Origin of the sequence: Neobacillus sp. GCM10027624, from assembly GCF_042675345.1 — a bacterium.
GTDB classification, from domain to species: domain Bacteria; phylum Bacillota; class Bacilli; order Bacillales; family Cytobacillaceae; genus Neobacillus; species Neobacillus cucumis_D.
The window spans coordinates 24,036-43,421 of sequence record NZ_JBHTHD010000020.1 but is presented as its reverse complement, the minus strand read 5'-3'; the positions used below and the strand labels follow the sequence as shown (position 1 = coordinate 43,421).

19 protein-coding genes are annotated in these 19,386 nt (G+C 40.6%); 6 read left to right on the top strand and 13 right to left on the bottom strand.

The genetic code is table 11. The features are described from left to right. Positions 1-11 precede the first annotated feature (11 nt). The 6 genes from ACFQZ9_RS26275 to ACFQZ9_RS26250 form a co-directional block, all read right to left on the bottom strand. Positions 12-1,754 (bottom strand): CocE/NonD family hydrolase, encoded by a 1,743-nt coding sequence (locus tag ACFQZ9_RS26275; RefSeq protein WP_498946354.1) that lies wholly within the window; start codon positions 1,752-1,754, stop codon positions 12-14. Positions 1,755-1,842: 88 nt separating this feature from the next. Continuing rightward, positions 1,843-3,321 (bottom strand): sodium:solute symporter family protein, encoded by a 1,479-nt coding sequence (locus ACFQZ9_RS26270; RefSeq protein ID WP_498946353.1) that lies wholly within the window; start codon positions 3,319-3,321, stop codon positions 1,843-1,845. After that, the gene (locus ACFQZ9_RS26265) at positions 3,322-3,507 is read right to left on the bottom strand and encodes a DUF3311 domain-containing protein (RefSeq protein WP_133339619.1); all 186 of its coding nucleotides are present in this window, start codon (positions 3,505-3,507) and stop codon (positions 3,322-3,324) included. Between the two features lie 211 nt (positions 3,508-3,718). Further along, positions 3,719-4,801, bottom strand: coding sequence for a tartrate dehydrogenase (locus ACFQZ9_RS26260; RefSeq protein WP_498946352.1), 1,083 nt, complete (start codon positions 4,799-4,801; stop codon positions 3,719-3,721). Beyond that, positions 4,801-6,249 (bottom strand): aldehyde dehydrogenase family protein, encoded by a 1,449-nt coding sequence (locus ACFQZ9_RS26255; RefSeq protein WP_498946351.1) that lies wholly within the window; start codon positions 6,247-6,249, stop codon positions 4,801-4,803. The genes ACFQZ9_RS26260 and ACFQZ9_RS26255 overlap by 1 nt, the downstream gene beginning before the upstream one ends. Beyond that, positions 6,246-7,331, bottom strand: coding sequence for an aromatic ring-hydroxylating oxygenase subunit alpha (locus tag ACFQZ9_RS26250; RefSeq protein ID WP_498946350.1), 1,086 nt, complete (start codon positions 7,329-7,331; stop codon positions 6,246-6,248). Before ACFQZ9_RS26250 ends, ACFQZ9_RS26255 begins: the two co-directional genes overlap by 4 nt. A gap of 403 nt (positions 7,332-7,734) precedes the next feature. Here ACFQZ9_RS26250 and ACFQZ9_RS26245 point away from each other — a divergent pair, with 403 nt between their 5' ends. The 6 genes from ACFQZ9_RS26245 to ACFQZ9_RS26220 all read left to right on the top strand — a co-directional run bounded on the left by ACFQZ9_RS26245 (position 7,735) and on the right by ACFQZ9_RS26220 (position 13,918). Beyond that, positions 7,735-9,093, top strand: coding sequence for a sigma-54 interaction domain-containing protein (locus tag ACFQZ9_RS26245; RefSeq protein ID WP_198313647.1), 1,359 nt, complete (start codon positions 7,735-7,737; stop codon positions 9,091-9,093). 166 nt (positions 9,094-9,259) lie between these two features. Further along, positions 9,260-9,580 carry a hypothetical protein gene (locus ACFQZ9_RS26240; RefSeq protein ID WP_498946349.1) on the top strand — a complete coding sequence of 107 codons (321 nt, stop codon included), beginning with the start codon at positions 9,260-9,262 and terminating at the stop codon, positions 9,578-9,580. 176 nt (positions 9,581-9,756) lie between these two features. Further along, positions 9,757-11,367: a LytS/YhcK type 5TM receptor domain-containing protein gene (locus tag ACFQZ9_RS26235; protein ID WP_498946348.1), complete on the top strand. Its 1,611-nt coding sequence runs from the start codon at positions 9,757-9,759 to the stop codon at positions 11,365-11,367. A gap of 16 nt (positions 11,368-11,383) precedes the next feature. After that, a complete protein-coding gene (locus ACFQZ9_RS26230) occupies positions 11,384-12,112 on the top strand; it encodes a LytR/AlgR family response regulator transcription factor (protein ID WP_498946347.1) in 729 nt (242 codons plus the stop codon). 109 nt (positions 12,113-12,221) lie between these two features. Beyond that, the gene (locus ACFQZ9_RS26225) at positions 12,222-12,422 is read left to right on the top strand and encodes a DUF3311 domain-containing protein (RefSeq protein WP_498946346.1); all 201 of its coding nucleotides are present in this window, start codon (positions 12,222-12,224) and stop codon (positions 12,420-12,422) included. Beyond that, a complete protein-coding gene (locus tag ACFQZ9_RS26220; protein ID WP_498946345.1) occupies positions 12,419-13,918 on the top strand; it encodes a sodium:solute symporter family protein in 1,500 nt (499 codons plus the stop codon). The genes ACFQZ9_RS26225 and ACFQZ9_RS26220 overlap by 4 nt, the downstream gene beginning before the upstream one ends. 130 nt (positions 13,919-14,048) lie before the next feature. On the opposite strand, the gene ACFQZ9_RS26215 is transcribed toward ACFQZ9_RS26220, so the two are convergent. From ACFQZ9_RS26215 to pqqA, 7 genes are all read right to left on the bottom strand, one after another. Next, the gene (locus tag ACFQZ9_RS26215; protein WP_498946344.1) at positions 14,049-15,338 is read right to left on the bottom strand and encodes an MFS transporter; all 1,290 of its coding nucleotides are present in this window, start codon (positions 15,336-15,338) and stop codon (positions 14,049-14,051) included. Between the two features lie 283 nt (positions 15,339-15,621). Next, positions 15,622-16,773, bottom strand: a complete 1,152-nt coding sequence (gene pqqE, locus ACFQZ9_RS26210) for a pyrroloquinoline quinone biosynthesis protein PqqE (protein ID WP_498946343.1) — start codon at positions 16,771-16,773, stop codon at positions 15,622-15,624. Further along, positions 16,745-17,089, bottom strand: a complete 345-nt coding sequence (gene pqqD, locus ACFQZ9_RS26205) for a pyrroloquinoline quinone biosynthesis peptide chaperone PqqD (protein WP_498946342.1) — start codon at positions 17,087-17,089, stop codon at positions 16,745-16,747. The genes pqqE and pqqD overlap by 29 nt, the downstream gene beginning before the upstream one ends. Before the next feature lie 28 nt (positions 17,090-17,117). Continuing rightward, complete coding sequence (gene pqqC / locus ACFQZ9_RS26200) at positions 17,118-17,867, bottom strand: pyrroloquinoline-quinone synthase PqqC (protein WP_198313655.1); 750 nt, start codon at positions 17,865-17,867, stop codon at positions 17,118-17,120. Between the two features lie 2 nt (positions 17,868-17,869). Beyond that, positions 17,870-18,787 carry a pyrroloquinoline quinone biosynthesis protein PqqB gene (pqqB, locus tag ACFQZ9_RS26195; RefSeq protein ID WP_498946361.1) on the bottom strand — a complete coding sequence of 306 codons (918 nt, stop codon included), beginning with the start codon at positions 18,785-18,787 and terminating at the stop codon, positions 17,870-17,872. Next, the gene (locus tag ACFQZ9_RS26190; protein ID WP_498946341.1) at positions 18,775-19,029 is read right to left on the bottom strand and encodes a hypothetical protein; all 255 of its coding nucleotides are present in this window, start codon (positions 19,027-19,029) and stop codon (positions 18,775-18,777) included. The genes pqqB and ACFQZ9_RS26190 overlap by 13 nt, the downstream gene beginning before the upstream one ends. Positions 19,030-19,088: 59 nt before the next feature. Further along, a complete protein-coding gene (pqqA, locus tag ACFQZ9_RS26185; protein ID WP_141770422.1) occupies positions 19,089-19,163 on the bottom strand; it encodes a pyrroloquinoline quinone precursor peptide PqqA in 75 nt (24 codons plus the stop codon). Between the last annotated feature and the right edge of the window lie 223 nt (positions 19,164-19,386).

Here is a 19,386-nt window from a genome sequence, read left to right as displayed (position 1 = left end):
TGCCTTAGTACTTATTCTTTCACTGGAATAATAGGTAAAATTAGATGAGAAGGATATAGTTCATTATGAAAAATGGTTTGCTTGGCTTTTATTGCCTGACTACTCTCAATTAATGATTTTCCGGTATTCGGATTGGGCAAATAGTGCGGAAAACTGCTTGAAGAAATTTCAAGCGTGATTCGATGCCCTGGGAGAAACACATTGCTTGTCGCCCAAAGATCGATTTCATACTCCACCACTTCCCCCGTCAATTCTTTCTCGGGATGAAAGCCATTCCGGTATTTTGCGTTAACAATTCCCTCCGTTAAAATCAAAGCCTTTCCATCAGGAGCCGTATCGACGAGTTTGGCAGTAAAATCCGTATCCTCAGCATCAGTTGAAGCCCACAGTTTCACCTTTACCGGACCTGTCACTTCTATTGCTTCAGTTAATGGCTCAGTCGAATAAACAAGCACATCTTCTCGTTCTTCTATTTCACATTGGTCAAATGGACCCATTGTCAGCGGACCGGCAAATAAGGTACTTCCACCTTTTGTTGGTACAGGGTTTTTTGGGTCGTAAAAATAGGAATCAAAGGCTTCATTCACAGGGCACATCAGCGAAAGCTCACCATCGCCATTTTTTGTATTTGCTTTTCCTCCGCTATGCAAATAGAAATTAGTATATTGGGTTCGTGCAAGCGGCCATTCCCATTCGTCCCGCCATTCATTGATGCCCATGACAAAAATTCTAACCGGCGGTTCCGCTTCCAAACCACTATCGATTCCCTTTAACCAATGATTAAACCAGCAAATATGGAGGTCTGTGATATTCCCACCTAAATCGATCCAATCACCCGAAGCGTGCACACCGAAGGAACATTCGCCTTGAATAGAAGCAAAATATCCATGCCCCCATGGTCCGACAATCAGTTTTTGGTGTTTTCCCGTTTTGGTCATCTCTGAGTAATTGGTTAAGGTCGGGCCAATAAAGCAATCATACCAGCCTCCTAAATGATAGGCCGGAATCTGCAAGTCTTCATACTTATCGATAATACTAGATTCCTTCCAATAATCTTCATCTTCAATCGGGTGTTCCAATTCTTCGAAAAAAAATTCAGCAACCTTAAGTTCCTTTAATGGCAACCATTGATTCACCGGGGCAAACTGGTATAGTTCGTCCAATTTATTAAGCTGATCAGCAAGAATTCTTAATGCATCTGCTCTTTTTTTCGGCTCTCCATACTTTCTCATAAGTAAATCAGGTGCAATGGATTCAAGCGTCCAGGTTTCCGTAAATCCCGGCTGGTAAACACCATTTCGGTAGGAAGCACCATTTCTTTGGTCATTCAACGTCATGGCGGGAAAGATAGCAGCCAAATGCGGCGGCTTCTTCGCCGCTGCCATCAACTGTGTATATCCATAATAGGACATGCCGAACATGCCAACCTTTCCAGTTGAAAATGGCAGCGATGCCGCCCATTCCACCGTATCATACCCATCATTCGCTTCCTGTCTAAAAGATTGGAATTCCCCCTCTGACTGATACCGCCCTCTCACATCTTGTATAATCACTACAAATCCATTTTCTACAAGACGGTTTGTATCTAAGTAACGATGTGAATAATGAGGTAAATCCTTACTATAAGGAAGTCTTGTTAACAGAACCGGAAAGGTCCCTTCCTCATTTGGACGATAAATATCTGCATAGAGGATTACACCATCTCTCATTTCACATGCGACATTTTTTTCAACTAGAATCTGAATTGGTTTCATTTTAAAAGACCTCATTTCCTTTCTAAATTACCCCTCAAAAAATACGATCCCATGAGTCACCAGACTTCATGGGATTGTCACACTTTTCCTATAGGTTACTCACTTGGCTGATCGGCTCTTCTTGGATAACAGCAACTTTTTTGGTAAATACGCTGACAGCAAGCATAACAACCGTATTGACTAAAATCGCAACGACCCCGATGTCTAAATCCTGAATGAAGTGTGGCGCACTTGGAAAAATCGTAGCCATTGTTGTGCCTTGAATCGTTTGGTAAGCGACAATTGCCACCCCAACAACCATTCCTATGGCAGCACCAACCTTACTGACCGGATTTTTCTTCATGAAGCTGAAAGCTAGCGACGGGAATAACTGTAGAACAAAGCTATATGCCATCGTCAGCAATGCAATCATCGTGTTGCCGCCATAGAATGTAAAAAACAAAGAAATTAACGCAAGGACCGGAACAAAAATACGTGTTAATTTTGCAAGCTTTTGCTCTGATGTATTCGGTTTAAAGTGTTTATAAATATTTTTTGAAAGAAGCGTTGATGCCGATAGAATAAGTAAGGAACACGGAATGAGAGCTGCAAGTAAGCCGGCTGCTCCTATTACGCCGATAAACCAAGGTGGCAGCGAGGCTTTAGCAATTTTGAACAAGGCTAAGTCCGAAGCTGTGCCTTCCAAATTAGGGATTTGCAATACCGCTGTAAATCCAATAAATAGAATAAAGACGAGAACGATTTGATACAAAGGTAAAATCGCCGTGTTTTTCCTTAAAGCTGCCTCACTTTTAGAGGATAAGCTGGCACCAAAACAGTGCGGCCACATATATTGACCTAACGCAATCGTCAAACAGATCGAAACATACCAAGAGATACTTAAGCCTTTGTCAGGCATTAAAAGGAATCCCGGTTTCGCTTTATCTAGCGTCTCAAACATTGGCTGGATTCCACCGTAGTAATGAAATGGTAAATAAAATCCTAAAAAGAGAATGACAGTAAGCATTAGAATATCTTTTAAGACAGCTGTCCATGCAGATCCGTGAATACCTGAGATATAAACGAAAATCGTCACCGCAATCAGGCCAATCCAAACCGCAATCTTTGGAGGAATTGCTCCGTAAGAAGCTTCAGAAACGATAATTTGAAAGCCTTTTAATTGTAAAACAATATATGGGATCATCGAAATTACACCGATCATCGCAACAAGTAACCCTAAATTCTTACTCTGATATTTTTTAGCAAAGAAGTCGGATTGAGTGATAAGATTGTGTTTTTTAGCGTAGCGCCAAATTGGAGGCAGGATCCAAAAAGGAATGACATAGGTAATGGCACAAAAAACATAAATCGTAGGACCTCCCATACGGTAGGCTCCTCCGCTTGCACCTAAGAAAATGAAGGTCGAAAACATTTCTCCAGCCATTAAAACAAACATAATGAGCGAACCAAAATTTCTCTCTGCAACGGCCCACTGTTCGAGCTTCATATCCCGCCCTTTTCTTGCTTTAATTCCAAGGTAAATCGCTAAGCATAATGTTAAACCAATAATAATAATGGAGCTGTTCATTTATTTTTGCTCCTTTCGATCATACATGATGTTACAAGCAATCAAACATACCGAAGTTAGAATTAGCCATAATGTAGACCAAAAAACAATAAACGGTAAGCCGAAAACATAAGGTTCAATTTTATTAACCACGGTTAATGATCCAATTGCAGGCAGGATGGTCAGAAAAGCAATCCATTTCTTCATAAGCAAAATTCCTCTCCAATGTGAATTTTCAAGAAAGTATCTATCTAAAAATCATGTAGACGTTTTCAATAAAATGAATAATGAATTTTTTATATTATCAGATAATTAACGATGAAAAAAGTCCCCCTTCTATATTCGAACGAGAATTAGAAGGGGATGAATGTTACTTTATTTTAACTATTCTCATAAAACTAGCAACCCTAATATTAAATTAAGCTTTTAATGAAACAAGTGATTGAATAATCTCCACTGCACGGTCTCCTACTTCTGATGTAGAAGCTTTTCCCTTCATATCAGGCGTCAACATTTTACCCTCAACAAGCAGCTGCTCAATTGCATCGAGAACTAATTTTCCGTACTGTTCATAACCTAAAAAGTCGAGCAGTTGGCTGGCGGACCAAATCGTTGCTAAAGGATTGGCAAGACCCTTTCCAGCAATATCCGGAGCAGACCCGTGAATCGGTTCAAACATCGATGGATACGTTCTTTCCGGATTGATATTCGCACCTGCTGCAAGCCCAATTCCCCCAGCCAAGGCTGCACCCAAATCGGTCAATATATCGCCAAATAAATTGGAAGTAACAACCACCTCAAAGCGCTTCGGATCGTGAATCATTAACATCGCTGCTGCATCAACGAGATAGGAAGCGGTTTTCACATCCGGATACTCTTTGCCTACTTCTTCAAAGACCTGGTCCCAGAAAACCATGGAATAGTTCAAAGCATTTCCCTTACTAATGCTCGTAAGCGATTTTCCTTCTTTTCTTGCTGTTTCAAACGCATAGCGAATGACGCGTTCCGTTCCTTTTCGAGAAAACACACCGGTTTGCAGGACCACTTCATTCTCTTGGCCTTTAAATAACCAATCTCCTGCCCCTGCATATTCACCCTCACTATTTTCGCGGATAAACAGCATGTCCACATCTTCCCGCTTAACATCCTTTAATGGACAGGTTGCACCTTTAATTAATTTAATGGGACGAATATTGATATATTGGTCAAAGCTTTTTCTAATTTTTAAAAGTAAATCCCATAAAGAGATATGGTCAGGGACACCTGGGTAACCGACAGCACCTAGAAAAATCGCATCAAAGCTTTGTAATTTTTCAATCCCATCTTCATCCATCATCACACCATGCTTCGTGTAATACTCACAGCCCCATGGAAAATACGTGTATTCAAATTGGAGAGAATCATCCAGTTCAGCAATTTTATTTAAAACCTTAATTCCCTCCTGGAGAACTTCAGGACCAATCCCATCTCCTGGGATAACGGCAATTTTATATTTGCTCATTACTTTTCGCCTCTGTTCCAAACAATTAATTTCATTTCAGTCATTTCTTCCACTGCATATTTGAGTCCTTCACGCCCTGTGCCACTCTCTTTTACACCGCCGTAAGGCATATTGTCTACCCGGAAGGTTGGGATATCATTGATCATGACAGCCCCTACCTCAAGTGCCTCACTTGCAAATAACGCATGATCGATATTTTTCGTATAAACACCGGCTTGCAGCCCGTATCTTGAATTATTTACGTAGCCAATTGCTTCTTCAACTGATTTTACTTTATTAACAATCACGACCGGCGCAAATACTTCTTGGCAGGAAACCTTCAACAGCGGATCAACATTCGCAATTACAGTTGGCTCTAAAATACCATCAGTTAGTTTACCTCCTGCTAGCACCACTGCACCGTTTTGTTTTGCTTCTTCAATCCAGTTTAATGCGCGTTCGGTTTCCTTTTTCGAAATTAATGAAGAAATATACGTTTCTGGATCTAACGGATGACCAACCTTTAATTGCTTCGCCGCTTCTACAAATTTTTCAACAAATTGATCATATACCTCTTCATGGGCGTAGACACGCTGAAGGGAGATACATACCTGTCCTTGATTCGAAAAGGCCCCCAAGATGCAGCGGTCAATGACCTGATCAATATTCGTATCTTTATCTAAAATGACTGCAGCATTTGATCCAAGTTCCAAAGTGGTTTTCTTCAAGCCAGCTTTATTGCGGATGCCGATTCCGACCGCTGGACTTCCTGTAAAGGTAATCATTTGTACACGGTCATCTTTTATAATCGCCTCACCCACTACTGAACCTGACCCAGTCACGACATTCAATACTCCGTCTGGCAAACCGGCTTCTTTGAAAAGTTCTGCGATGTATAGAGCAGATAAAGGAGTTTGCGAAGCAGGTTTTAATACGATTGAATTCCCCGAAGCAATCGCTGGTCCAACCTTATGGGCCACTAGATTCATAGGAAAGTTAAACGGTGTAATGGCCCCGATTACGCCAATTGGTTTACGAACGGTATAACCAATTCTTCCGACCCCGCCTGGTGCAGCATCAAAAGGGATTGTTTCCCCATGAATTCTTTTCGCTTCTTCTGCGGCAAACTTATACGTTTCAATTGTTCTGGAAACTTCACCTTTTGCAAAAGAAATAGGTTTTGCTGATTCAATAGCGATTACCTCAGCAGCTTCGTCCGCTCTTTCTTTCAATAATTCTACCACTTTTTCCAGAATAGCTGACCGCTCAAATGCTGCCATTTTCGAGATTACTTGAAACGCCTCCTGCGCTGCTGAAATGGCATCCTTTGTTAACTGCTCATCCGCCATGGCAATCTCGGCGATTACTTCATCAGAATAAGGAGAGTAGAGCGGTGCATATTTATCAACCTCTACATCTCGGCCATTAATAAATAAGTGTTTCTTTTCTACAACCTTTACATTTATCATCGTCCTAACGCCTCCAATACCATTTCGTGAAATTGAACAATTGCCTTTTCCGATTGGGAATATACTCCTTGGTTAAAGGCACGGGAACGGAATCCAATTTGCTCTAATTCTACTAAGTCAACATCTTCCTGTCTTACTTGCTCAGCAAATGTAACCAAATCTTTTTCTTCTTGTGTTAGGTTTTCATCTCTAAAGTAGTAAGTATAAACCGCTAATGTATTCTCATGATCAATTGGAATCATTTGAATCGTTGCCATATTTGCTGGTCCTGGATAAATGGTTACCATCAAGTTTGGCCATAACCAATAGAACTCTCCACCCTGCATTTCAGCTTCATTCAAATCTGTTGTTCCCATTGTTTTATCTGGCTTAATCACTGATCCTTGAACGGAGTAGTTTTGGCATGTAACAATTTGGTAGTTTTTCATATCCAAAGTGGCAACAAAACTTGGGTGGGCAACATGGCAGTGGTCACACTCTAAATAGTTATCAATGAACGCCTTCCAGTTCGCTTTGATTACACGTGTTTTTTGATTGATTCTTTTTAACTCTCCTAGGAATGGAAACTTGCTTAAGCGGTCAAAGAAATCACCGTATGTTTCTTGTAAAGTTTTTGCGTTATCATCAAGGTTAACGAATATTAATGACTCCAAGATTTCCATTCTTACAGATCTTAAGCAGCGGTCGCTGACACAATGGGCATCTTCTCCGGTAAAGTTAGGAGCTTTATTCAATTCTCCATTTAAACGGAATGTCCAGCCATGGTAGCCACATTGAAGAATCTTCTTTTGTCCCGCTTCATTTTTTTCTAGCTTTGTGGCACGGTGTGGACAAACATTATAAAAAGCGCGAATGACCTCGTCCATCCCACGTGTAACAATAATCGGCTCACCTGCAACATCAGTAGTAAAAAATTGCCCTGGTTTTTCTAACTGGCTCACATGGCCGACCAACTGCCATGATTTAGCAAATACATCATTCATTTCTTGTTCTAGCACGTTTGGATCTGTATATAAATCATAGGATAATGTTCTTTCAAACGTTCGATTTGCTTTGTTTTGTACTTCATTATAGGTTGCCATTTTAATTTTCCTCCTCTAATCATTCATCATTTTTTTGATAAAATTATGTTCCTAAGAAATATTTCAGGCTGTTTGAAGGCCATCTCCCCCTTCAAAATCAATTTTTAAAATGAGTCATTTTTAATTCACCTTTGAAATCCCTAAATACAACGTGACAATAGTAATAATTAAGCGTTTACAAGATAATGAAAATTTTGTTTAATTAATTCAATGAGATTTCTCATCCATGTCTAACGACACTCACTATTAATTAATGCAAGTAACGTGCCAAAACTATAACTAGTTGAATTACCTTGAAAACTGTCAATTTTCTTTCGAATTTTGTTCAAACTTTGTTCAAATTTGAGTTGTTTTCAACTCATTTGAATTATAATCAACTCATCTTGTAATGGAGGAATCTTGAATGGTTTCTGAAACACAAAGTCCGTTCGAAATCACTGTTGAAACACTCAAAAAAATACTTGATTATTCATCTGATGAAATCTTCGTGATTGATGCACAACAACGAATCATTTTCGTTAATAGTGCCTGCGAAAGACATTACGGGTTAAAACCTGATGATGTTGTGGGGAAATACAACATTGAATTATTTGAAAAAGGATACTGGAAACCTTCCATTGTCCCTTCAGTATTTAAGGAAAAGAAAACCGTTAGTATGAAACAGACAACCTATTTAGGAGCGGAGTTACTAACAACAGCCGTCCCTATTTTAAATGATCAAAATGAAATTGAATTCGTTGTGACGACATCTCAAGCGCTGCAAAACTATAAAACAATTAAAACGGAAAAAGAAGAAGTAATACCTTCCGGCAATCCTAACAGCGCTACCCCCATCACCAATTGTGAAAAAATGAAAGATATTTTAAAGGTGTGTGAAAAAATCGCTAAGGTCGATTCAACGATTTTAGTTCAAGGTGAATCGGGTACCGGTAAGGGGGTACTGGCTCATTACATCCATAACATCAGCAGACGAAGTGACAAAACCTTCTTAAAAATAAACTGTGCTGCTTTGCCAGAGGATTTACTTGAATCGGAGCTTTTTGGATATACCCAAGGGGCCTTTACTGGGGCAAGTAAGTACGGGAAAAAAGGCTTGCTTGAAATTGCAGATAAAGGCACATTATTCCTTGATGAAATAGGTGAAATGCCTTTATCTCTCCAAGCAAAGCTTCTCCAAGTCATTCAGGAAAAACAGTTCCTCCCAATTGGCGGACAGGAAATGAAAGAAGTAGATGTCCGGATTATCGCCGCAACTAACCGTGATTTAATTGACATGGTGCATAAAAACCAGTTTCGCGAGGACTTATTTTACCGCCTAAATATTATTGATATCCAGCTTCCGCCGCTAAGGGAACGAAGAGAAGATATTATTCCGTTAACCTATAATTTCTTATATAAATTTAATAAAAAATACGAAATGAATAAAATCATCTCGCAGGAATGCTTGGATCTATTTTTTTGGTATTCCTGGCCAGGTAATATCCGCCAGCTTGAAAATGTGATGGAGAGATTGGTCGTCACCAGTGATTCCATCATCCATACAAGCGAACTACCTGATTTAATCTTAAAAAACATAAAACCGCAAACGCAGCATATCCTGCCTGACAATCTTGATGATGCGATTGAGCATGTGAAGAAAACGCTTGTTGTACAATCCTATAAAAAACATAAAAGCTCAAGAAAAGTGGCTAAAGATTTAAATATCAGCCAAACGAGGGCTGTGAAGCTGATTAGTCAGTATTGCGGGGATGAGATTTTATAATCAAAGAAATTCTAGCTACTAAACTTAAAAAATGATAATTTTATCCCCTATAACCCTAAATTCAATCCTTTAAAAAAGTTCGAATATTTGTAACACCATTTATAGATGAGAGATGGCATAATCAAATACAGATATGACTAAAGGAAAATTTAGGAGGCGGTTTTAGTTGTTCAAGTTTATCGTTTTTGTAGTTTTAATCCCGATTACAATTTTTCTGTTGAGCGCTTTTATTAACGGATTGTTTGAGTTAAGTCATGAAGAAAAGGAAAACAGGAAAAGGCTCATTAGAGAAGGAATTGAGGGGTATCTTGATCAGACGTTTGGATATGGAACGGCTAAAATTTTCAAATCGATATTTGATGCCGAGGGTCTATTAAGCTATGTTATTTATTTGCCTCATTATGAGTGGCTTAAATCTACAAGATACCAATGGTTCGAAGTTTCACTTTCAGATAGAGGCTATACTCATAGAGAAATTAAAGCGTAATCCAATCATCTTCACACCCCAGAAAAGGGGTGTTTTTTATTTGTACGCTACAAAAAGTAATGTAGAATAAGGTGAGCGTGATTATGGGATTCTATACCAAATTACTATTCGTGTGATGGAATTGCGAGTGGGGTGTCGGACACTCCCCTTTTCCCTTCAACAGGAGGTCCTTACCAATGCTTTACCTTTTAGCCGAACAAGTGGAGCGTGTTGGTTTCCTTATTGCAATGGCCTTTTTGCTTTCAAGGCAGCAAAAGCTCCGCCATTTTATGCATTATCAGGGAGAAAAACAAAATATATGGTATTTCATCCTATTATTTAGCTTTTTCGCCATATTAGGCACCTATTCGGGACTACCGGTAACAGGGATTGGTTTTCATGAAACACCTTGGATTCATAAAATTTCAGGCTGGGAAGCTATTGCTACCGCAAGGACCATTGGGGTCGTGATTGCCGGATTATTCGGCGGGGTTCGAGCCGGGGTTTTTGTCGGTTTAATTGCCGGAATCCATCGTTATTTATTAGGTGGCTTTGTAGCCATACCTTGTATGATTGCTCCTATCCTTCAGGGGCTTTTTTCCGGACTGATGAAAAATTCGTTTAAAAAAAGATACCGACATATTTCTTCCATCCAAATGTCCTTTATGGTCGGCTTTATTGCCGAAACCTTACAAATGCTGTTGATCTTACTGCTTGCCCATCCATTTGATAAAGCACTTGCTTTGGTTATGTTAATTGGCATTCCCCAAATTCTTTCCAATAGTCTCGGGGTTGCGGCGTTTTTTGTAATCCTGATTCAGGTTGCTCTTGAAGAAGAAAGAATTGGGGCAGAGTATGCTCAAAAGGCGCTGCAAATTGCCGAAATGACCTTATCCTATTGGCGGAAACCCCTTCCTGAAGCAGTGAGAGAAATTAGCCAAGCCCTTATTCGGGAAACCGCGGCCATTGGTGTTGCCTTTCATCAAAAAGAGAAATTAATCTTTCAGCAAGGAGTAACTACTCCGTTTGAAGTCGATTTACCGATAGAATATAACACAAAAAAGATTGGTCTTTTCCGCATGTTTTATGAGAGGGAGCAAGACCACAAAACAGCTGAAGGAACTGCCATTTTAAAAGGATTAAGTCAATTGTTTAGCCAGCAGTACGCCCTCGCAGAAGCGGAGAGGCAGGCACATTTAGTGACCAATGCAGAGATTAAAGCACTACAGGCGCAAATGGACCCGCATTTTTTATTTAATGTATTGAACACAATTAAGTCCTTGATTCGAACCTCGCCTGATGATTCAAGAAAATTAATCACACAACTGGCAAAATACTTACGAAAGAATATGCAAAATAGGAATCAAGATTTAATCACGATAAAAGAGGAATTAGCCCACGTCGAAATCTACCTAAGCTTGGTTAAGGCACGATTTGGGGAAAGGTTTGAGGTTGAGTGGGAGCTCGATCAACAGGATTTGAACTACACGATTCCACCTTTAACGATACAACCATTAGTAGAAAATGCAGTCATACATGGAATTAGTGAAATAAGCGGTTATGGTTTAATTAAAATTAGCGTCAAAAAAAAAGCGAATGGGGTTCTGATTCAAGTGATTGATAACGGAAAAGGAATGGTCTCCCAAGTTGAAAATGGAGAACAAGAGGAACATCTGGGTGTTGCACTTGCCAATATCCAGCAGCGTCTGCTCTACCATTTTGGAGAAAACTCCAATTTCTCTATAGAGTCACATATAGGGAAAGGAACCAGTGTATCTTTTATTCGACCCATTGATGAAACAATCTAAATGCTAGAGGTGGTTTATGATGAAAGTACGTGTATTAATTGCGGATGATGAGCAGCCGGCACGGGAAGAGTTAGCCTATATGCTTGGTGAAATTTCGGGGATAGAACTCGTTGCTGAGGCATCCACTGGGATGGAAGCGGTCAAAAAAGTCAAAGAGTTAAAGCCGGAACTAATGTTTTTGGATATTAAGCTCCCCGATTTAACCGGATTGCAAGTGGCTGAACTGATCAATGAATTAGACGTTCCTGTACAGATTGTCTTTTTAACAGCCTATGACCATTTTGCCATTGAGGCATTTAAATTGAGAGCGTTTCATTATCTTTTAAAGCCGTATGATTTAGAAGATATCATGGAAGTATTCGATACTTATTCTAATTTTTTAAAGGAAAACCAGCTTAAAGCCGCTTCTTCTAAAAATAAATTAGCCATTGAAACAGAAAATGGAATCACCTATTTATCACCAAAGGAAATTTACTTTATTGAGAAACAAGGGCGCGAAGTGATCATCCACACAAAAACTGAAACCATGAAAGCTCTTTTTACACTTAGTGAACTGTATGAAAAGCTCGAACGTTTTTCCTTTTTCCGAACACATAAAAGCTATTTGGTTAATTTAGAACAGATTAAAGAACTGAGGACTTGGTTTAATGGCTCATATAATATTATTATGGATGACCAAGAACAATCAGAAGTGCCTGTCAGCCGAAATTATGTGAAAGATTTACGTCAAAAAGTGGAATTATGACATCTTACATACAGTTTTCAACATGATAGGACAGATATAAATTGCTTCCTAAAATTGACTGATATAATCAAATCAGGAAATGAAAACGCATTCAAAGGAGGCGGCACACTTGAAAGTATTAATATTTGTTTTAGTTCTTATTCCTTTCCTCGCACAATTGGTAGCGTTGCCATTAGTGAATAACATCCACCCTATGATTCTAGGTTTTCCATTATTTCATTTTTGGCTGCTCATCTGGATGATTCTTACTCCAGTATTTACATGGGTAGTTTACAAAATTCAGAAGTCTAGGGGGGAAGTTGGAGAATGAAAGGGAATTTAACCGCTCTTATTATTACTTCTATCATTGTGTTGATTGTAATCGGTATTGGTTTTTTTGCAGGGCGGAGCAAAGAATCTCGCAGCTCTGTTGAAGAATGGTCTGTCGGAGGCCGTCGTTTAGGAAGCTTATTCGTATGGTTTTTGATTGGGGCAGACGTTTATACAGCGTATACCTTTTTAGGATTAACCAGCTCCGCTTATTCTGGTGGAAGTATCGCATTTTTTGCGACTCCATATGTTGTTTTAGCGTATCCACTTGCCTATTTCTTTTTGCCAAAAATTTGGAAGGTTGGTAAAGAACATAATTTTACTACCCTTGCTGATTATATTAAGGGTCGATTTGACAGTAAATTATTTTCAGTTTTAATCGCGATTAACGGAGTATTAATGTTAATTCCGTATATTGACTTACAATTAAGCGGTATCCAAGATACGTTAAGAATAGCAGGTACAGGCTATATTAATATCACCTTTGTTGTGGTTGTATCGTTTTTACTTGTTGCATTCTATACCTTCTTTGCCGGGATTAAAGCACCAACCTATACAGCCATTATTAAAGATATTTTAGTTTGGGTCATTATGTTATACATGGTTGTTTCCATTCCAACGATTCACTTTGGCAGCTGGGGCAATATGATGCAAACTGCAGTTGATAAAACACCGCACATGCTTTCTTTACCAACTTCAGGGCCGAAAGGGATGCTTTGGTTCTCCACAGCAGCACTAATCTCAGCAATGGCATTATTTATGTGGCCACATACCGCAACAGGTGTATTTAGTTCAAGAAGCGGTGAATCATTACGAAAAAATGCAATTGTTCTTCCTTTCTATAACATTGTCTTAATGCTTGTTACATTTTTAGGGATTACAGCCTTTTTAGTTCTTCCAAAAGGAACGGATCCACGTTTTGCATTCTTAGAACTCATTCATCTATCCTATGGCGGTACCATGCAAGGATTGGCTTATTCTACGATTGCATTGGCATCATTAGTACCATGTTCGATTATGGCCATTGGGGCATCCAGTTTATTTGCTAACAACATCTACCGCGATGTCATTAATCCAAAAGCATCATCATCCAGGATGACGATGGTTACTCGTTACATGGTATTTGTAGTGATTGGACTAGCCTTATTATTTGGTTTATTATTCCCGAATGCCCTTATTTCCTTACAATTAATGGGTGTTTCTGGTATTGTTCAAATTTTCCCTGCTGTCGTTTTCAGTCTATACTGGAGAAAGCTTTCAAAAGAAGCAGCCCTTACCGGTTTTATCGTTGGGATGGTCGTGATCGCTGTTCTTTATGCCACCCACCAATCGTTCGGGGCTTATGAAGGATTTTGGGGGCTTATCGTTAATATTCTTTGCATTCTGATCTTAAATCCAATTTTTGCGAAACGGGCACAGGAGAGAAATAATCCTGTTATGGAAACATTGTTTGGCAAAAAGGGAACGAAATTAGTTAAGGAACAGAAAATTGGATAATTCATTTTGAATGGCTGTTAAACTTGATTGTTGATTTCCGCTCCAATCAACGCAGTCAATATCAATATTGTCCTTTAACACAGCCTTTTGAATAAAAAAGATGTGAGATCGCTTTCGATTTCACATCTTTTTATTTGGCTGGATTCGCTTTTCCCTCAATTGGATGGGGATACGTCCCCATACGAATTTCGTATGTACTAAAGATCTTTCCGTATAAATAAGCAAAACTCAATTGTAAACCGGAAGCGATGTAAAAAGGCAAGGACAGTGAACCTAGTCCAAAAAGATAGCCGGAAATATACGGTCCAACCGACATAGGCAGCCTCATAGAAAAGACATTGATGCTTGATGCGAAGCCTCGGCGCATGTCACGAGTCAAACTTACACTTAGCGCTTGCTGTGCTCCTTGTGTACCTCGGTTTAAAGCTGTTCGGATCATATACAATACTGAGACAAGAGCATAGGAAGAGAGTAAGGGCATTAAGATCAGCATTAGGCTGGCTATAAAACGAATTAACACAATCGATCGGATGGTCCCGTGTTTATGGGATAATCTTGCTTGTAAAATCGAGGTCATACCCGTTACAAAAAAGGTGAGAGCCAATGTACCGCCAATTTGAGAACTGCTTGCCCCAAATTTGGCCGCAAACCAATAGGACATCATCGGTCCTGTCAGTCCGATGGCAATCCCATTAAGGATGTTAATAGCAGCCAATTTCATAACTGCCGAATTTTCTTCGTGTAAGATTTTCTTTTCTTGATTCCCGGACTCTTCCATTATGTATCCTTGTTGCCTCTTAACCTTCTCTTCTCGAATGGTTAAAATGATAGAGGCCGTAATCAGTGATAGAATGAAGATAAAGATAAATAAAGGCCGATAAGAAGATCCTCCTGGCAGGATATTTTTCCATAGAGCTGTGGTCCCCGCCAGCGCCGCACCCGCCGCCATTCCGAAAAAGCTGAGCGCATTATTTAGACTGTATAGTCTTCCACGCTCCGTTTTTGGGATAAAAGCCGCCAGCCAAGCCTGCTCCACCGGGGCACACGGACTTGGGGAACCCGCATCCGCTTTTCCAAAACCGGAAAGTGTAATCGCAATAAACAATAAAATAGTGTTTGTAGATAATACCCCAATCAATGCACATCCGGCAGTTACTAGTTCAGAAACAAGAAGAAACGGTTTTCTCCCCCATCGATCACTATAGATGCCTATGACTGGGGCTAGTCCAACACCGAGTAACCCTCCGGCAGCAAGCACACTTCCAATTGCAGCGGTGCTCCACCCCAGCGCATCAAGATACAAAGCTAACTCAACAACCATCATGCCTTGTCCAATGCTTCTTATTGCATTGACTAACATAAGTTTTCTAGCTGACGGATGGATTTGCCCAATGGCCGTATCCATTTTCTTATTAAACATAAACTTCACTCTTACCACTTCTTTTCTATTAGGGTGGTTCTACTCAAAAGGGTTCCAAAACAAATTGTTATTTATTCACAATCGAGCGACATCGGTTCCCCCTTTTACCCACCGCTTTTCGCCTTTTACCCACCACTCCTCATTTAAACTACTGAAAATCAGGTTTTCTTCTTTGAGAATGACCTTTTTAGAATTTGGCAAAAAATAAAATTCCATTTTTAGTAAACAAAAAAAGTGCCAAAGGTTATGTATCTGCCTCCTTTTAGCACCAAATTTAAAATATTTATTTTTGTATCGGTCTTTTTGATACGGATTGATCTACAAGATGTCTTCGATAGATTATTGATGATGACTTTATGAAAGTTTTACTATTAGCCTCCTGTATAGCTTTTTCAACCAGATCATGGTTTGGCGCCCATTGGCAGACTGGGTCAGTCGCATTAGCGTCCCCCGTTAAAGCAAAAGCCTGACACCGGCAGCCGCCACCATCTTGGTGCCGCATATCACATGAACGACAAGGTTCAGGCATCCATGCTTCACTGCGGAAATGGTTAAAGGCCCCTGATTTATACCATATTTGCTCTAGGGAAGCCTCACGAACATTCTCAAAGGATAATCCCTCAATCATCCCGGCGGTTGGGCAAGGAAGAACATCCCCATTCGGCGCTACCGTAAGACCAATCGCACCCCATCCTCCCATACAAGGCTTGGGTGCCGAAGCGTAATAATCTGGAATAACCCAAATGATTTCCATTTTTCTCTCAAGGCGTGCTTTAGCAGCTTCATAGATTTCACTTGCACGCTCAATTTGATCCCAACTTGGCAGCAACCTCTCCCGATTAAGCAAAGCCCAGTTATAATACTGTGTATTGGCAAGTTCCAGACGCTCAGCTCCCATTTCCTCCGCAAGCTTAATGATTTCATTCAAATGATCAAGATTCAACCGGTGTAATACAACATTTAATGATAAATGCAATTCTGCTTCTTTTACTGCAATGGCTGCTTCCTTTTTCCTCTCAAAGGCTCTATATCCACCAATGAAGTCGGAAAGCTTTGCTTCCCCTGCCTGGAAGCTTACCTGCACATTTTCAATTCCAGCTTCTTTGAGCTGAGCGGCTTTTTCAGTTGTCAAACCTATACCGCTTGTAATGAGATTGGTGTACATCTCTAATGAATTAGCGTGACGGATCAGCGTCTCCAAGTCGTTGCGCAAAAGTGGTTCACCACCAGAAAAGTGAACCTCTACCACTCCTAAATCGGCAGCCTCTGACAAGACACGGCACCAGTCTTGAGTCGTAAGCTCCATTATCTCCGCGGCCATTTTTAATGGGTTTGAACAATAGGGGCAATGCAACGGACAGCGATGGGTCAACTCCGCGAGAAGTGAAAACGGCGGCCCCACCCTATTATTGCTCTTGGTAATCGACTGTTCCATGTTTATGGATCACCACCCATCCTTGAACCTCCATCTCCCGAAGAAATTCGGTAATGTCTTCTTTCATCTCATTTAAATCAGGTAAAGCATCTGTACTCAATTCTTCTGTGCCTGCCTGTAATGAACTCCTTAAATCTTCGGCGATGGTGTGCACCGTTCGACTCCCATCACATAGCGTAAGGATCGATGCGGCGGTTTCGTTTAGGACCACAACCCTTTCCGGTAATAAGAGGAGATGTTTCTCTCTTACCTTATCAAATTTTAATCGCGCCTTTGTGGCGAGTTTTGGAAAGCTGTTAGTTAAAATTGGCTCCACCACCAATCTTTTAATCTTAAAATATCGGTCACAAATTAGAGGGATATGCCTTTTCAATAGCATCAAGCTGTGCCCACAACACATCACACTTGAATTTTAAGGCTTTGACTGCGCGCTGTTGCTCTTCAGGAGATTGACAATAAGCCAAAACAAGCTTAAGGGCGCAATCTGAATCGCGCGGGGCTTGCGTTAGGCGATTTTGAAAATACTCAAAACCTTTACTGTCAATCCATGGATACAAACGATCAAGTATCTTCATCCGCTTGGAGATGAGGTCAGGCGAAAATAATTCAGTTAACGAGGAAGCAACCGCTTCAATCCACGGTTTTGTCCTTGCGAAGTTCACATAGGCGTCGACGGCAAAACGTACACCCGGTACAACATGGTCCTCTCGTTCTACTTCCTCCCTTGTCAACCCTACAGCTTCTCCTAATCGAAGCCATGCTTCAATCCCTCCATCTTCTCCTTCTGTACCATCATGGTCAATGATTCGCTGAATCCATTCACGTCTCATCTCCCTTGATGGCAGAATCGAGAGAATCGCTGCATCTTTAATTGGAACTGATTTCTGATAATAAAATCGGTTTGCAACCCAGCCGCGAATTTGTTCCCGGCTTAATTTCCCCTGATGCATGGCCAAATGAAAAGGATGTTTGTCATGATAAAAAGAACGCCCCACGTCCTTTAAACGCTCTGTAAATTCATCCTTTGTCCAAAGTGAATCTCCTTTTTGATACAGAATCTTTTTCTTGCCAATGAGCTCACCTTGTTCCGGCATCCTCATACCTCCACTTCCATTCCGTCATAGGCAATCTCAAAACCAAGTCGCTCCAATGTAGATCTTTCCTCGGAGTCCTTCTTCAAAATAGGGTTGCTATTATTAATGTGGATCAGAATTTTCCGTTCGGCTGGGAATGATCCTAGCCTTTCCGCGATCCCCACCGAACCACTAATCGGTAAATGCCCCATGCTTCTTGCGTCGCGTTTAGTCGCACCCATCTTGACCAATTCTTCTTCTGACCAAAAGGTGCCGTCGACCATTAAGATATCAGCTTTCCTCAGGCAAGCCTCTATATCCGGAGTGATGTCTACTAATGTAGGGAAATAAGCAAGACATTTGCCGGAACTTGGATTATGAAGAACCAACCCAACCTCCCAAAGGTCGTCTAGCAGCTCATCCTTCAGATTTGACTGGGCATAAAGCGGTGGCTTTCTTGACACCGGGATTGTTTCTACGATTATCGTCCCTTCGCCAAAAGCTCCTACCCGTTGCCCGATATTTGGCTGAAGCGACTGCCATTCCCACGAGCAATAGTTTTTTAGCATTGGGAAAACCGGAAAAGCGGACTGCAAACACCTTCTAACAATCTCAGTTCCGTAAATGGTCAGAAAAGAGCCCTCTCGCAGTGACAACAGCCCAATTGTATGATCGAGTTCAGCATCTGTTAAAATTACACCAGCGAGAGAGGTCTCTCTTATTCCAGGGCCCGGATGCAGCGCAGAGAATGATTCAATCTGTCTGTGAACATCCGGGCCTGCATTAATGAGGTACCAATCCTTTTCATTTGCACTTACTGCAAGAGAAGACTGTAATAATGGTTGAAATTCATGATTCCCTTCGCGAACACCGCGGCAGTTTGGACATGCACAGTTCCACTGAGGAAATCCCCCTCCCGCTGCTGTTCCTAAGACTCTAATTCTAATTTTCCTTCAGTCCTTTCGCCCGAGATCTGAGTATCTTTATGACTAATTTCCTGCCGTTTTGCAAATACCTTTCCTACTTGCCACCCAATCACAATATTGGTCAGACCCATAAGAGGAAATAGTATATAATCTCCGATTGGATCCGGAAGGAGGAGATCAACAACAAGCCACCCTCCAGCTGTTGTACACCCAATAATCGCTCCTATCAGTGCTTTTAGATAACGGTTCTTTCCCATTTGCACAACCTCCTCGATTTGCCGTTAAAAAATAAGTAAAAGAGGCAAGCAGGTCTATTCTACTTGCCGATGTAGATATACATCGTCACCTCTGAAGCTGTATTAATTACTTTATACTCAGGCTTCACCCACATATATTTCTCCCCCTTTCATGTCTAACAATAATCATCATTATTCATGCTGTGTCTCATTTTCCCTTTCAACTTAATCTTATGTTGGCAGAAACCCCAAAATAACTAGAATTTCGACCTGAAGTTGTCCAAAAATGCTACGGACTTTTGCAATATATAGCAAAAAAGGACAAGTTTCTTTCGCACAAAATAAAAACCTGAGTCCGTTTAATAAGACTCAGGTCCT

What these genes read in the sequence shown, in the direction of transcription:
- ACFQZ9_RS26275 (WP_498946354.1), bottom strand. Translation starts at nt 1,754, where the DNA reads ATGAAACCAATTCAGATTCTAGTTGAAAAAAATGTCGCATGTGAAATG.
- ACFQZ9_RS26270 (WP_498946353.1), bottom strand. Translation starts at nt 3,321, where the DNA reads ATGAACAGCTCCATTATTATTATTGGTTTAACATTATGCTTAGCGATT.
- pqqE (WP_498946343.1), bottom strand. Translation starts at nt 16,773, where the DNA reads ATGGAACAGTCGATTACCAAGAGCAATAATAGGGTGGGGCCGCCGTTT.
- ACFQZ9_RS26220 (WP_498946345.1), top strand. Translation starts at nt 12,419, where the DNA reads ATGAAAGGGAATTTAACCGCTCTTATTATTACTTCTATCATTGTGTTG.
- ACFQZ9_RS26255 (WP_498946351.1), bottom strand. Translation starts at nt 6,249, where the DNA reads ATGATAAATGTAAAGGTTGTAGAAAAGAAACACTTATTTATTAATGGC.
- pqqC (WP_198313655.1), bottom strand. Translation starts at nt 17,867, where the DNA reads ATGCCGGAACAAGGTGAGCTCATTGGCAAGAAAAAGATTCTGTATCAA.
- ACFQZ9_RS26190 (WP_498946341.1), bottom strand. Translation starts at nt 19,029, where the DNA reads ATGGGAAAGAACCGTTATCTAAAAGCACTGATAGGAGCGATTATTGGG.
- ACFQZ9_RS26265 (WP_133339619.1), bottom strand. Translation starts at nt 3,507, where the DNA reads ATGAAGAAATGGATTGCTTTTCTGACCATCCTGCCTGCAATTGGATCA.
- ACFQZ9_RS26230 (WP_498946347.1), top strand. Translation starts at nt 11,384, where the DNA reads ATGATGAAAGTACGTGTATTAATTGCGGATGATGAGCAGCCGGCACGG.
- ACFQZ9_RS26235 (WP_498946348.1), top strand. Translation starts at nt 9,757, where the DNA reads ATGCTTTACCTTTTAGCCGAACAAGTGGAGCGTGTTGGTTTCCTTATT.
- ACFQZ9_RS26245 (WP_198313647.1), top strand. Translation starts at nt 7,735, where the DNA reads ATGGTTTCTGAAACACAAAGTCCGTTCGAAATCACTGTTGAAACACTC.
- ACFQZ9_RS26215 (WP_498946344.1), bottom strand. Translation starts at nt 15,338, where the DNA reads ATGTTTAATAAGAAAATGGATACGGCCATTGGGCAAATCCATCCGTCA.
- ACFQZ9_RS26250 (WP_498946350.1), bottom strand. Translation starts at nt 7,331, where the DNA reads ATGGCAACCTATAATGAAGTACAAAACAAAGCAAATCGAACGTTTGAA.
- ACFQZ9_RS26260 (WP_498946352.1), bottom strand. Translation starts at nt 4,801, where the DNA reads ATGAGCAAATATAAAATTGCCGTTATCCCAGGAGATGGGATTGGTCCT.